Here is a 14,037-nt window from a genome sequence, read left to right as displayed (position 1 = left end):
CTACAGATGCTGCAGATCTTTCTTGAACCGGTCTATAATAAACGCTTCAATCTCGTGCGTTCCACTACATGCCTGGGCTACACGCTCGACCACGCGAATAGCGGTTGACCGGAGATCACCTGTAAGGTGTTCCTTATGTTTTCGAAGATCATGTATAGCCTGGTTATAGGCCGTTTCAATAGAAGGCTGAATAACTTCATCCAACAAATCAAACCGGCTTTGGGCAGCCCATGAATCATAGCTTAATTCATCTACTATAATTTTATTAAAGGCAATACGTTCTTCCGCGCTCAGGCCTTTGTCAGCTTTCGCGATCACGTACGCCATCTCTGCTATACTGCGTAAGATTTCAAGCTTCTCTATTTGCATGTAAGTATATAGGTATATATAGACGACTATGGAAATTTAGGATACTTCGACCAGTCCGGATCACGTTTCTCTAGGAAGGCATTCTTACCTTCTTTTGCCTCTTCGCTAAGATAATATAGAAGTGTTGCATTACCAGCAAGCTCCTGTATACCGGCCTGTCCATCGAGCTCTGCGTTGAAAGAACTTTTCAGCAAGCGAATCGCCAGCGGACTTTTTGTAATGATCTTCTGTGCCCACTCAACATAGGTCTCTTCCAGTAATTCGAGCGGTACTACTTTATTTACCAGCCCCATATCAAGCGCATCTTTGGCATCGTATTGATCACACAGGAACCATATCTCACGCGCTTTCTTCTGGCCAACGATTCGTGCCAGGTAAGATGCACCAAAGCCACCATCAAAGCTACCAACCTTCGGACCTGTCTGACCGAAGCGGGCATTCTCTGCAGCGATTGTAAGATCGCATACCACGTGCAATACGTGTCCGCCACCAATGGCCCAGCCTGCTACGGCCGCGATCACCGGCTTCGGTATAGAACGGATCATCTTCTGCAGATCGAGAACGTTTAGCCGTGGCGTTGTATCTTCTCCAACATATCCTCCATGACCGCGCACGCTTTGGTCTCCACCACTGCAAAATGCCTTTCCGCCTTCACCCGTTAAAATGATAACGCGTACATCTGCATCTTCACGGCAAATGTGCATGGCATCAATCATCTCCTGCACCGTTAAAGGTGTAAAAGCATTGTGTACATGCGGACGATTTATACTGATGCGTGCAATGCCTTCAAATTTATGGAACAGTATGTCCTTATACTCTTTAACTGGTTGCCAGGGATATTTAAAGCTCATAACTCTTTTTTATTTTCTCTTTCAGATTATCAAATATGATTTTATTAATCAGTGTATCCGTTTCCAGTTCAAGAATTTTAGTCTTGCCATCAAAATCAAAAAAGTCCTTCACCAGGTTTTTGATCTTGCGTTTATTGTCAAGTTTCAAATGATCGAACCCGAACTCTTCACATAGTTTTTTCGCTGACAGTTTTTGTCTGGTGATAAAGTATTCATCAGCTTCCGGCAAGGATCCCGGGCCATCAATCATTTTGAAGATCACGCCTCCATGATTGTTCAGTAGCACCACGCGCAAGTTAGGCAAAGTATAATTATGCCAGAAAGCGTTGCGATCATAAAAGAAAGCAAGGTCACCCGTGATGAGAACGTTCGGACGGTCATTGGACAATGAGTGTCCTACGGCTGTACTCGTACAACCATCTATACCACTGGTACCACGGTTTGAATATACCTGGATTCCTTTTTGATGTGCCATCAACCCGATGGAATTCGCATAACGTACACTCATGCTGTTGGCAAGATGCAGATTGCAATTCTCAGGGAGATTCTGAATGATAGTATGTACCAGTTCAAGCTCGGCAAATTCATCCTGCGGAAAAAAATCTTCCAGCGTACGCACAGCCCTACGTTCTTCAACTTCCCAAAATTTATTGAAGTTGTTCTGCTTTTGGTTCTCGAACGATTCTGTGTTTGGAAGGGAGCTTAAGAATTGAAAAAAGTTTGCAGGACTCGCGTTGAATACATTGGTTATACTTTGAAATGTATCGGCTACGACTCCGGCGGGTTGTATATGCCAGTGTACTTTCGGAGTATATTTCCGAAGGAACAATTTCAGGTTTTTTGAAATGATAGACTTTCCAAATGTGATCAGCAGATCGGGGCGCAATGTTTTCTTTACGTCATTGGATGCCTGGCCGAGAAATGTATCCGCATGTCTCACCAATTTTTCAACATCATGAAGATTGGAAATGACATCGCCTGCTATAGGTATATTATGCTGCGCGAAGAAAGCGGACAGCGCTTGATTCAACTCCGGGTCATCTTCATGCTGCCCAGCAACGATCAACGTGTTATGAAACGTTCGCCACTCGGATGTGAGCTTTTTCTTTTGTTCTTCCGAGAGTGTGAAAGGAGAAGTATATTCATCCATAACACGTACTGTTGTACTGAACGTGATGGCATCTTCTTTAGAAGGATATAGAGGCTCGCGAAACGGAGCATTAATATGTACAGGACCTTTCGGTTCCTGAAAAGAAAGATTGATCGCTTCGTTTACTATCCGGTTGATCGCCCACTGACTATCGGCATGTTCATACTCCTGCGGAAGCTGAAAAAACTTTTTGACATGCTTGCCAAAAATTTCAGTCTGATGAATCGTTTGTCCATCATGTTGTGCGATCCATTCTGCCGGCCTATCAGCAGTAAGTATAATGAGCGGTGTCTCACTGAACCAGGCTTCGGCAACCGCAGGAGCGAGGTTATAGGCAGCCGAGCCTGATGTACACACCACAACCGCAGGAGCTTTCTTTTGCTGCGCTATACCGAGGGCAACAAAACCAGCACTGCGTTCATCACTGAACGTGCGTGTAGTAATATCAGGGTGTCTGACAAATGCTAATGTTAAAGGAGCGCATCGCGAGCCAGGGCAAAGTATAGCCTGTGTTAAACCTTTTCGGGAACAGAGCTCAGCGATGTCATAGATAGGTTGAAAACGGGCCATTGAATTATTCGTGTGCGAATATGGGGAGGGAGCGCGAATATTCAAATATCACTTTGATGCCGGTGTTATGATTTACGTATAATCCCGTTACAGGCAGGAGGTTAACGTTTTAAATTACTAACTATTCCGCAGCTTTTTTACGCAAAAGGTTTTTAAGAGCCGGCTCAATGGCAAGGGCATGCGCTCCCCCGAAGGTTATAAAGATTCGGTTGTATTGATCGAGTGCCGCATTAATTTTCTGAAGCAACACTTCATCCCGCACTACTTTGGAAGCTCTGCCGACTGCACAGAACTTGCAATTGTCATTCAGAAAATCGAATTGTTCGATGTCAGCTCTTCCCAGGTCGAACTCATTAGCCATGTACTTCTTGTATAGCGCCTTAAAATAATCGAATGATTTCTCTTCTTCGGTTAGCGGAAACTTGTGTTTGGCGAGATAGCCGTCTGTGAAATCAGCGTATGCTTCCTCAATAGGTTTGTCGCTATCCATACCATACTTGTATGGAACGATAAAACGTTCGAAGCTATAGTATAGCAAGAGCTCATCTTTAGGGTAACGCTTGAGCATGGCTTCGAATTCTTCTTCTTCTGTAAAGTCGCCATTCAGCATTTTAATGCCGGACTGATCGCAATAATATTTAAGTAAAGCAGTCTCGCCACCTTTCAGTATAGCTTCGTTCCTTGAAACATAATGGACACTTTCCTGTATACTGCCGCCTTCGTTAAAAGCAACTTCAGGTTTAAGATGTTTAAAGTATACATCGATAAGATCAAATTCTTTGGCAGTGGTATCCCGCGAATGCGGACATCCGACCAGCACAACCTGTTGGCCTTTGCTGTTTTTAAGGTCCAATACCGTAGGGCCGCCGAGTTCATTTATCATAGAGGCTACCCTAAGATAATCGACCATTTCATGGGTATCGCCTAAAGATATAGCGGGTTTGTTTTCCTGGCAATTGCTGAATAAACAACAAAGTATAAAAAGCAGGGCTGCGGATTTCATTAATTTTTAAACGTTAGAGTATTTTAGAAAGTAAACTATCTAAATATTCCAGCATTTGAAAATTTGATCTAGTAACGGGCATCGATCCCGAAGACATCTTTGAAATAAGTATCGAGTGATTTTGTTTTGGTCTTTGGAAAGGTTGGCTCTTCAGCAGCCACCCAGAAATCTTCGCTCTCGCCAGCCTTGGTAATAATATACGTAGTATTGTTTGTATAAGCCCGCACAGACTTAGCGCCTTCCTCAAAGTGATTGATGGTTTCTTCTAAAAGGTTTAGTGATTCTGCCATAGTCTGACAAAGGTATTGAAATAAAATTAATCATATTTTATAGGTATAGATTTCCTCGTAAAGGGGGAATTCACAAAAAACAAAGCTAAGGTGTAGAACTTTCTACCCTAAAAACATGATTAAGAGGCAGGCAAACGGTTCTTCCGTGCTACTTACTACCGGCATGTATATTTTAAATGATAGCATGCTACCTAATGATACACTCTTATGAAACTACTTCAACGTTCGCTTTTAATATTCGTGGGTGGGATATTATTAGTTATTGCAGCATGGAGTGGATTTCAGGTATACCATCTCTCTAATGAAAGGGCAGAGATTAAAAAAGACTATAGCGTTCTGAACAACATAACCTATGGGCTATTGTCTGTTAATGCCTGGCGCGATCACCTCGTGAGAGTTGTAACACATCGCATCGATGATTTTGAATTTACCAAGGAACAGGAAGCTGTCGTAAAAGAACAACTATCGCAGGTACTTCATGCCGTCATTAATAAAGCCGATAGCATGATTGACAGAAAGCAGAAAACGGTTCGCGGTAAACTCAGAAGGTTCGCAGTGAAGACACTGGTGGATGAAGAGAAGATCCATGCAAAAGTACCCGAGCTTGCTGCTACCATTGTCAACGAAATCAAGAAACCCAAAAATAGAGAGAAGCTTAAATTTCTGGCGCAAAGTAAACTGAAGGAATTTGGTTCGGTCACGTACGACAGTGCCAATGATGTGAACCGTGTGAAGGCTATATTAAACAAATATGGTACGGCAGATGTAGCGGACTTCAACCGTGTAAGCGAAAATGCACTTCTGTCTTTACAGGAGAAAGCATACTTTTTTGCCTATATAATTCTGGGTATAATGATCGTATTTCTGATTATGTGGTGGGCACTCAAAAACCAGGTAACATTGCATACACCTTTGTTTATAATATCGATTTTATTGGCATTGATTGTATTGTTTGTTGGACTGACATCGCCCATGATCGAGATTGACGCGCGTATTAAAGAGATGAGCTTTTTGCTGATCGGGGAACGGATTTCGTTTAGTGACCAGGTGATCTTCTTCCAAAGTAAAAGCATTGTTGATGTCGTTCGCGTATTGCTGGAGACCGGCCAATTCGATTCTGCTTTTGTGGGTGTACTGATTTTGATTTTCAGTATCGTTTTCCCAATCGGGAAATTACTCGCTACCAAACTATATTTATTAGGCAGTGAAAAATGGCGCAATAGTAAAGTGATTCAATTCTTTGCTTTTAAATCGGGTAAATGGAGCATGGCCGATGTAAATGTTGTAGCAATCTTTATGGCATATATAGGTTTCAAGGGTATACTCGATAGCCAGCTTTCGAATCTGAATATGAAGACGGAATCATTGGCAAGTATATCCACCAACGAAACATCATTACAGCCGGGGTTCATACTCTTTGTAGCGTTTGTACTGTTCGGTTTAATTCTGTCTGTGATACTTCAACGTATTACCATCCACGTTGCTGAAAAGCAAAAGCACGTTGTTGTGGACAAGCATGTAAATCATGCCATAGCATGATCTGTTTTTGCGCTTGATTTTAGACCCTGCTTCTTTATATACTTTCTGGATATACCTGCGAAATCATATAGGTTTTCGCAGCCGCATTACCTTCTGCTAAGATGAACATCGCTTGCTTGTAAGCATATAGCATAATCTTTCAATCTCCTTTGATCTTTTTTATTAACCAGTTAAACAAGATTATCACAGGGTCGCTCATAAAATAGGGCGATGGTTAACGAAATGATTTACATTTATAGTGATACCCAACCCTTACACGATGAGATTTTATCTGCTCCGTATATTTACTCTTGGTATTGCTATAACCGGGATGTTCTGGTCTTGTGAACCCAAGCGAAGCGAAAGCAACGCACCCGCTGCAGAACACGCATACCTCGAAGAAATTACCATCCGGCAATTGCAGGAGGGTTATCGCACAAATAAGTATACTATAACCGGTGTCGTGAAGGATTATCTTGCACGCATTGACGCCATTGATAAAAATGGTCCGAAGATCAACGCTGTCATTTGTATCAACCCGGATGCTTTGCAGATTGCAGAAACGCTCGAGAAAGAATGGAAGGAGGGTAAGATTCGCGGGCCGCTACACGGTATACCTATAATTCTTAAGGATAATATAGATACTCATGACAAGATGCCCACTACCGCCGGAGCCGTTGTACTCCGTAATTCATTTGCTTCTAAAGACAGTTGGGTTGCCCGTAAGTTGAGAGATGCAGGCGCCATCATCATCGCGAAAGCAAACCTGAGTGAATGGGCAAACTTCCGCGCAGACATGTCTTCCAGTGGATGGAGTGGAGTAGGTGGGCAGACGAAGAACCCCTATATATTGGACAGGAATCCATGTGGATCAAGTTCGGGATCGGGTGCTGCTGTAGCAGCGAGTTTATGTGCACTGGCCATTGGTACAGAAACCAATGGTTCGATTGTTTGTCCTGCGAATAATAATGGTATAGTAGGGTTGAAACCTACCGTTGGTTTGATCAGCCGGTCAGGAATTATACCGATCTCTTTTACACAAGATACACCCGGCCCTATGGGACGCACGGTAGAAGATGTAGCAATTGCCCTGGGTATATTAGCAGGTATAGATTCATCTGATAGCAAGACGTTGAACCCGGATGCTATAATTCACAAGGACTATACTTCATTCCTGAAAAAGGATGGCTTGAAGGGAAAGCGTATCGGTTTATTGAAAGATGTTTCAGGATATCATGCAAAGGTAGATACGTTAATGAAACAGACCGTTGCGTATTTAAAAAGTCAGGGTGCAGAAATAATAGAAATCGAAGAGCCTGCCGGTAAAGGTGCTGGTGGTCCGTCTTTCCAGGTGCTGCTATATGAATTTAAAGATGGACTTACAAAATACTTTGCAAGTATACCGAACGCACCGGTTAAAGATCTTCAGCAGTTAATCGCGTTCAATAAAAAAGATTCTGTTGAGCTTCGTTACTTCGACCAGAAGTTATTGGAGATGGCGCATGTAAAAGGTGACCTTGAAAGTAAAGAATATAAAGAAGCGTTGGCCGCGATGCACAAAGCTACACGCGAAGACGGCATCGATAAACTGATTGCGCAGTATAAACTGGATGCACTCATGGCACCTACAGGTTCGCCAGCATGGAAGACAGACTTGATCAATGGCGATCATTTTATGGGAGGAAGCTCCTCGCTTGCCGCGATTGCAGGGTATCCGGCTATTGCAGTGCCCATGGGTTTTATTGATGAATTGCCCGTAGATGTGTCGTTTTTCGGGAAAGCATGGAGTGAGCCGCTGCTGCTCGAAATCGCTTTCGCGTATGAACAAGGCACAAAACACAGGCGTGCACCGCGTTATATTCCAGGTAACTGAATGTTAACAGGTGCAGCAGTAGTCGAATCAATTTTTATAAGTACCTTTAGACTCACCTTGCAGGTACTTAAAATCGTTTTTGTATGATCGGCTTCTATACTCCACTCTTGATTCTCCAGGCATTCTGTTTATATCATGCCTATAAAAATAATGCTGAACAACGTTGGTATTGGTTCATTATAATTTTACCGGGTTTGGGCTGTCTCATTTATATGTACCATAATTTTTATAACCGGAACAATATCAACACTATTGCCGAGGGAGTAAAAGAAGTTGTAAACAGTAACTATAAGATTGAGCAGTTAGAGAAGGCGTTACAGTTCAGCGATAATATAACGAACAAAACAAATCTTGCAGATGCATACGTAGGCAATAACAGATATACCGATGCAATAGTATTGTATAAAGAATGCCTTACGGGATTTATGTCGGACGACCCCGCATTGCGTATCAAGCTTTTACATGCGAGTTATCTGAATAAAGATTACAATTCAGTAATTCAATATGGTGAAGCACTTGAATCTGAAAAACGTTTTGTAGAGGCGGAAGAAAAAGCAGGCTATGCGTGGTCACAGTATCACACAGGGAACACAGCGAAAGCGGAAAGTCTTTTTGAAAGTATGGATAAGTCTTTTAAAAACTACAAGCAGCGTGCAGAGTTTTGCAAATTCCTGATCGCCATCAATAAACCAGATGTACTCAAAGTTAAACTGGCAGAACTGAATGAAGAGCTTGAACACATGAAAGGACCTGAACGTAAATTCTTCAGACAGGATATTAAAGAAATAAGAGAGCTTCATGCAAGCTATATCCGTAACTAGGTCGTATACAACACATCGTTTATAAATTAAAACCTGAACAGCATTCCGGTTTTTTTGTTTTTCGTGCAACTATATACATGCTTCTTTAGTTTGTATCTTACTGCTCGATTCAGAATGCTATGATTAGAATTCTTTTTTTAACGATTGGTATATTTTGTTTCATCTTTACAAACGCACAACCTCGTAAGCGTGCACGCGACTATGGCGTAAAGATTGGTGTGTTACCTACCGGTACATACAATGCGATCACAGATGTTAAAGGCGTTCAGGTTGGACACACCACCATTCACCGCGATAATGTCCATACGGGCGTCACTGCCATTCTTCCACACGATGGTAATATCTTCCAGCAGAAAGTACCGGCTGCGGTATATATAGGGAACGGATTCGGTAAGCTTGCAGGCACAACACAGGTGACGGAGCTCGGAAACCTGGAGACTCCGATTATACTTACGAATACGTTAAATGTATCCACTGCTATGGACGCGGTGATCGACTATACTTTGCAACAGCCCGGTAACGAAAAAGTACAATCTGTAAATGCAGTTGTAGGAGAGACGAACGATGGAGGGTTAAGCGACATCCGCGCACGCGCAGTTACCAAGGCAGATGTATTGCAGACAATAAAGCAAGCGGATACCGGTACTGTAGCTGAAGGAAATATAGGAGCAGGTTCAGGCACGGTGTGTTTTGGTTTTAAAGGTGGTATTGGTACGGCATCGCGCAAACTTCCGCAGGCATCGGGTAGCTATACCGTTGGTGTACTGGTGCAATCTAATTTTGGCGGTGTGTTGCAGATCGATGGTGTGCCGGTAGGTGAGGAGCTTAAACAATTTTACCTGAGCGATCAGTTAAAAGATTCTGGCGATGGATCGTGCATGATCATCGTTGCAACGGATGCCCCACTGGACGCTCGCAATCTGGAGCGTCTTGCCAAACGTGCATTCATGGGACTGGCTCGTACCGGTGGTATAGCTTCCAACGGCAGTGGTGATTACGTGATTGCTTTCTCTACCATGGAGTCGCTTCGTATACCCCATACTTCATCAGGGAAAACACACACCACAACACTGTTGCTAAATGATGAAATGTCTCCGTTATTTATGGCCGCGATTGAAGCTACCGAAGAAGCCATTATCAATTCCTTGTTCAAGGCAGAAACCTTGCAGGGAAAAGATCAACGCACAGTAAAAGCATTACCCATTGAAGAAGTACTTGACATTCTAAAAAAACACAATGCCATCAAATAGTAAGTTTTCCTATATACATCATGAAATCGTGCCCGTTGAAAATGCATTTCTGCATGTGCGCGATCTCTCCATTCAACGAGGGTATGGTATTTTTGATTTCTTCAAGATCCACGATGGACATCCTTACTTTCTGGATGATTACCTCGACCGGTTTTACAACTCTGCGGCTATTATGCACCTGACGGTTCCGCATACGCGCGAAGAGCTCAAGTCAGTGATCTATACTTTGATTGAAAAAAATGATATAGCAGAGTCAGGTATAAAAATGATTCTTACGGGCGGCTATTCAGAAGATGGCTATCAACCAGCTGAACCGAACCTGATTATAACACAGCATTCGCTTACACTGCCCGGTGAGGATCAAATTAAAAATGGTGTCAAAATCATTACCCATGAATATGGGAGGGATCTCGCATCCGCCAAAACGATCAATTACTCCATTGGCATCTGGCTTATCAACAAGGTAAAGGAAAGTAAAGCAATGGATGTGCTATACCATCAGCATGGTATAGTTTCAGAATTTCCACGTTGTAATCTTTTTATTGTACGAAAAGACAATACTATAGTGACACCGGCTCATCATGTGTTGCACGGCATCACCCGTAAAAATATACTGAAGCTTGCCGCGAAAAGATATAGGGCTGAAGAAGCCATCGTTACCCTCGATGATATCTGTCAGGCGAAAGAAGCTTTCCTTACAAGTACAACCAAACGAATTGTTCCGATTGTACAGATAAATGAAACACAAATAGGAAATGGAAAACCAGGTGAAGTAAGTCTCTCGCTATTGAAGGATCTTATCGCGTTGGAAGATGCTGACTATAAAGCAAAAGTTTTCTGAGTATGTTGATTCGGTATACCTGGCCTGCGTTGGTGTGGTCGTTTATAATTCTGGTGGTAACATTGATTCCGGGCAAGACCCTTCCGAAAGTAGGGTTCTTTCAAATCGATAAAGTTGTTCACTTTTTTATTTTCGGTACACTGATGCTGCTGTCGTCTTATGCCTTGAAGAAGACCTGCGATTATACCGGGCGTCCCGCCAAGGTGCTTTTGATTACGACACTGTATAGTACAGCCTTCGGTATCATGATCGAATTTTTACAACAGTTTGTTCCCGGACGCGGTCCATCTATAGCAGACGTTGTTGCCAATACCATAGGGGTAGGACTGGGTTACCTTGCTTTTCGTTTTTTTGAGAAAAGAAATTGGGTATAATACCGTGCTTCATAATATATAGCGGCCGGCCTTATGATCTTTGATAGATGTTTCAACAAAGTATAGAACTATAACCTTTAAAAAATGAAAAAGACTCTCAAGACACGCATCATATTCCTGGCAATTGTGAGTATAGCGTTCGCGTTTCCGGTACACGCACAAGTTGGTGTGGGGGTGAAGGCCCCTAAAAAGGCAGAGATATTTTTTGACGGTACGCGAAAGATGCTGGATGAGAAGTGGACGTATTGGAAAGGTCCGCGACTGGCGGCTTCATTGCCTATAAAATGGACCATCGTGAAAGATCCGGTTGATAAAGGCACGGTACTGAACGGTAACGACCCTACTGCTGCCGGTGGTAAATACGGCACAGCAGATATAGTTACGAAAAAAGACTTTCGTGATTTCAGACTTCACATTGAATTTCTGATTGTAAAGCCGGGAGGTAACAGCGGTGTATATCTACAAAACCGCTATGAGATCCAGGTGTTGGATGGTGACTCCACAAGTCATGGTATGGCAGCGGTGATCAATGAAACCGAATCACCATACGATGCATACAACGGTCTGGGCAAATGGAATGCGTATGATATAGTTTTCCGTGCTGCACGATTTGAAAATGGAAAGCTCACGGAAAAAGCGATGTTGTCCATGTACTTTAACGGCCGGAAAGTATATACCAATCAACCTATACAGCAAGTATGGGGTGGTGCTAATTCAGGAATTGATGGAGGCAATGATGGGGGTAAAGGTATTACCGATGTTCCGGGCGGTTTGAAGTTACAGGCTGAAGGACACGATGTTCTTTTTCGTAATATCTGGATCGAGGAGTTGAGTTTGAGAGAGCCCAATACTGATTTTTAATTTCGTGGATATACCGTGTGAAAGAACTCAAAAAAAACTTTTTAAAATTTTCAAATCCACACGATGAGCCCGAACTACATTATGCAAGCGTTAACGAAAAGAATGTAAAAATCAGGATCAATTCACGGAGGATGACTCATAGCTAGAACCTTTTTACTAATTTAGCAGCATTCCCCCTCTAAAGCCTATGAAAAATATAGTTACCCGCTTGGCCGTCATGGCATTTTTTGTTCTCATTGCTTCGGCCACTTTTGCGCAGCAGTATCATTATGCTGTAGTAGGAGTGTTTGCCGTAGAAATAAATGCGGAAAAGTTTACCGGCTATGTCCGCAGTCGTCTGTATTATGCAGATTACGGACTATATAACAAGAAGCATCTCTACTATGTATATACTCTTAAAAGTACAAACCGTGCTGAGGTGCAAGCAAAGGTCACGAGTCTTCAGAAAGAAAGTGAATTTAAAGATGCCTGGCTTTATACCGGTGTATTGGAAGGTGGCGCATTGCCGCCAGTCGTAATAGAAAAACCGGTAGTGCAAGTTGATCCGCCTAAAGACACGACCGCTGCAGTTATACCGGATGTAGCTCCTCCCGTAACGGCTGACACTGTGACTGTTGCTGAAATTCCGGCTGCTACACCGGATAGTGCCGCGAACGCGGAGCCCGAAGTACCCGCAGTGGTGCGTGGCAAACTTTTTAGATTCGTGTTGCAAACGGCCGATGGCAAGCCAGTGAAAGGTGAAGTACACAATGTGGATTTTAACCGTGGTCGTGACCTGGCGACTTATAAAACAGATAAGTATATAGATATACTTCGTCCGTCCAACGCTAACAATCCGATGTCGTTGGTATGCGGTATCTTTGGGTATAAGGAAGTTGTGCGGTTTATGGACTACAACAATCCGTCAACGATCGAAGGTGGTGCGGTACAAGATTCAAAAGGTGCCTGGGTTATTCCTTATACGTTGGAACGCATGAAGAAGGGTGATGTATCCGTTATGTACCATGTGGCCTTTTATAAAGATGCTGTGGTGATGTTACCGGAATCTAAAAGCGAATTAGATGAACTCGTCAGCATGATGACGAATAATCCGAATTACAGGATCAAAATTCACGGTCATTGCAACACCATGAATTCTAAGAAGATCATAGCGGTAGGACAATCCAAAAATTATTTTACAACAAAGGGTGCTGAAGAAGTTACCGGCAATGCCAAGGAACTTTCAAGGCTGCGTGCACTGGCTGTACAGAATTATCTCATCGACCACGGTATAGATAAAAGCCGAGCGGATATTTATGCGTGGGGTTCACAGAACATGCTTGCGCCTGAAAACGGACCGAGTGCCAAACTGAACGATCGTATTGAAATTGAAATTACAGCAAACTGACGGTATATATATACATGCGTCCGCTGACCAGACCCTTTAAAGAAATAATACATTGAGATCGATTAGTATCCTGGGATGCGGATGGCTGGGGAAACCGCTTGGTGCAGAACTTGTCAGGTCGGGATATAGCGTTGCCGGGTCTACTACACAGGAAGTGAAGTTTAACGAACTCACGGAGCTCGGTATAAAGCCATACTTGTTAAAATTCAATCCGCGTGCAGAAGGGAAAGACCTTCAGCTTTTTTTTCAGTCGGATATACTGATCATCAGTATACCACCACGGATAAAATCAAGTTCACCGGAAACGTACCTCGCGCTACTCGAACAAGTATTGGAGGAAGCAAAGCGTGGTAGCATTTCCAATATAGTATATATAAGCTCAACAGCAGTTTACCCGGATCGTGACGGTATAGTACACGAAGAAGATGCTGCGCAGGATTCTTATCTCGCGCAAGCAGAGGCGATAATCAATGCACAGTTTGTAACGACCACGATTCGCTTCGGAGGACTTGTTGGGCCCGGCAGACATCCCGGGAGGTTTCTTTCCGGTAAAAAAGATCTAGCAGGTAAAAACCATGCTGTCAACATTATTCATCTGGATGATTGCATTGATATAATCAAACAAATTATTGAACAGCAAATCTGGGATGAAGTATTCAACGCATGTGCAGATCTGCATCCAACCCGAAAAGAGTTTTATACCCGTGCCAGTGAAATACTCGATATGGAACCTCCGACATTTGTTGAGTCCGATAGCAGCAAATCTAAAATTGTGAGTTCAGAGAAGCTGAAGCAACTACTAAACTATACATTTATTCACCACGATCCACTTGCTATAGCAAGTACTGCACAATCACAAAACCGCTGACCTATATATAC

At 43.0% G+C, this 14,037-nt stretch carries 14 protein-coding genes; 9 read left to right on the top strand and 5 right to left on the bottom strand.

Going from position 1 to position 14,037, the window contains the following annotated elements:
* From B5Y40_RS20555 to B5Y40_RS20535, 5 genes are all read right to left on the bottom strand, one after another.
* Positions 1-369: a hypothetical protein gene (locus B5Y40_RS20555; protein WP_079688723.1), complete on the bottom strand. Its 369-nt coding sequence runs from the start codon at positions 367-369 to the stop codon at positions 1-3.
* A 26-nt stretch (positions 370-395) separates the two neighbouring features.
* Positions 396-1,220 carry a 1,4-dihydroxy-2-naphthoyl-CoA synthase gene (gene menB / locus B5Y40_RS20550; protein WP_079688722.1) on the bottom strand — a complete coding sequence of 275 codons (825 nt, stop codon included), beginning with the start codon at positions 1,218-1,220 and terminating at the stop codon, positions 396-398.
* A complete protein-coding gene (menD, locus tag B5Y40_RS20545) occupies positions 1,210-2,940 on the bottom strand; it encodes a 2-succinyl-5-enolpyruvyl-6-hydroxy-3-cyclohexene-1-carboxylic-acid synthase (RefSeq protein ID WP_079688721.1) in 1,731 nt (576 codons plus the stop codon). Before menD ends, menB begins: the two co-directional genes overlap by 11 nt.
* Positions 2,941-3,061: 121 nt before the next feature.
* Positions 3,062-3,943 carry a hypothetical protein gene (locus B5Y40_RS20540; RefSeq protein ID WP_079688720.1) on the bottom strand — a complete coding sequence of 294 codons (882 nt, stop codon included), beginning with the start codon at positions 3,941-3,943 and terminating at the stop codon, positions 3,062-3,064.
* A gap of 68 nt (positions 3,944-4,011) precedes the next feature.
* The gene (locus B5Y40_RS20535) at positions 4,012-4,233 is read right to left on the bottom strand and encodes a hypothetical protein (RefSeq protein WP_079688719.1); all 222 of its coding nucleotides are present in this window, start codon (positions 4,231-4,233) and stop codon (positions 4,012-4,014) included.
* A 207-nt stretch (positions 4,234-4,440) separates the two neighbouring features.
* On the opposite strand from B5Y40_RS20535, the gene B5Y40_RS20530 reads away from it, so the two are divergent.
* The 9 genes from B5Y40_RS20530 (at position 4,441) to B5Y40_RS20490 (ending at position 14,026) form a co-directional block, all read left to right on the top strand.
* On the top strand, positions 4,441-5,772 hold the full coding sequence (locus tag B5Y40_RS20530; protein WP_079688718.1) for a paraquat-inducible protein A: 1,332 nt from the start codon (positions 4,441-4,443) through the stop codon (positions 5,770-5,772).
* A 259-nt stretch (positions 5,773-6,031) separates the two neighbouring features.
* Positions 6,032-7,624, top strand: a complete 1,593-nt coding sequence (locus B5Y40_RS20525; protein ID WP_079688717.1) for an amidase — start codon at positions 6,032-6,034, stop codon at positions 7,622-7,624.
* 83 nt (positions 7,625-7,707) lie between these two features.
* Entirely contained in the window at positions 7,708-8,445 is a 738-nt protein-coding gene (locus B5Y40_RS20520) for a hypothetical protein (RefSeq protein ID WP_079688716.1), read from the top strand.
* Between the two features lie 119 nt (positions 8,446-8,564).
* Complete coding sequence (locus B5Y40_RS20515) at positions 8,565-9,695, top strand: DmpA family aminopeptidase (RefSeq protein ID WP_079688715.1); 1,131 nt, start codon at positions 8,565-8,567, stop codon at positions 9,693-9,695.
* Positions 9,682-10,536, top strand: coding sequence for an aminotransferase class IV (locus B5Y40_RS20510; protein ID WP_079688714.1), 855 nt, complete (start codon positions 9,682-9,684; stop codon positions 10,534-10,536). The genes B5Y40_RS20515 and B5Y40_RS20510 overlap by 14 nt, the downstream gene beginning before the upstream one ends.
* A 2-nt stretch (positions 10,537-10,538) precedes the next feature.
* Positions 10,539-10,910 (top strand): VanZ family protein, encoded by a 372-nt coding sequence (locus B5Y40_RS20505; RefSeq protein WP_079688713.1) that lies wholly within the window; start codon positions 10,539-10,541, stop codon positions 10,908-10,910.
* An 84-nt stretch (positions 10,911-10,994) separates the two neighbouring features.
* A complete protein-coding gene (locus B5Y40_RS20500; protein ID WP_079688712.1) occupies positions 10,995-11,771 on the top strand; it encodes a 3-keto-disaccharide hydrolase in 777 nt (258 codons plus the stop codon).
* A gap of 187 nt (positions 11,772-11,958) precedes the next feature.
* Positions 11,959-13,158, top strand: coding sequence for an OmpA family protein (locus B5Y40_RS20495; RefSeq protein ID WP_079688711.1), 1,200 nt, complete (start codon positions 11,959-11,961; stop codon positions 13,156-13,158).
* A 52-nt stretch (positions 13,159-13,210) separates the two neighbouring features.
* Positions 13,211-14,026, top strand: coding sequence for an SDR family oxidoreductase (locus tag B5Y40_RS20490; protein WP_079688710.1), 816 nt, complete (start codon positions 13,211-13,213; stop codon positions 14,024-14,026).
* Positions 14,027-14,037: the final 11 nt, after the last annotated feature.

It is taken from the genome of Ohtaekwangia koreensis (assembly GCF_900167975.1).
GTDB lineage: Bacteria > Bacteroidota > Bacteroidia > Cytophagales > Cyclobacteriaceae > Ohtaekwangia > Ohtaekwangia koreensis.
This window is presented reverse-complemented; position numbering and strand designations above follow the sequence as displayed.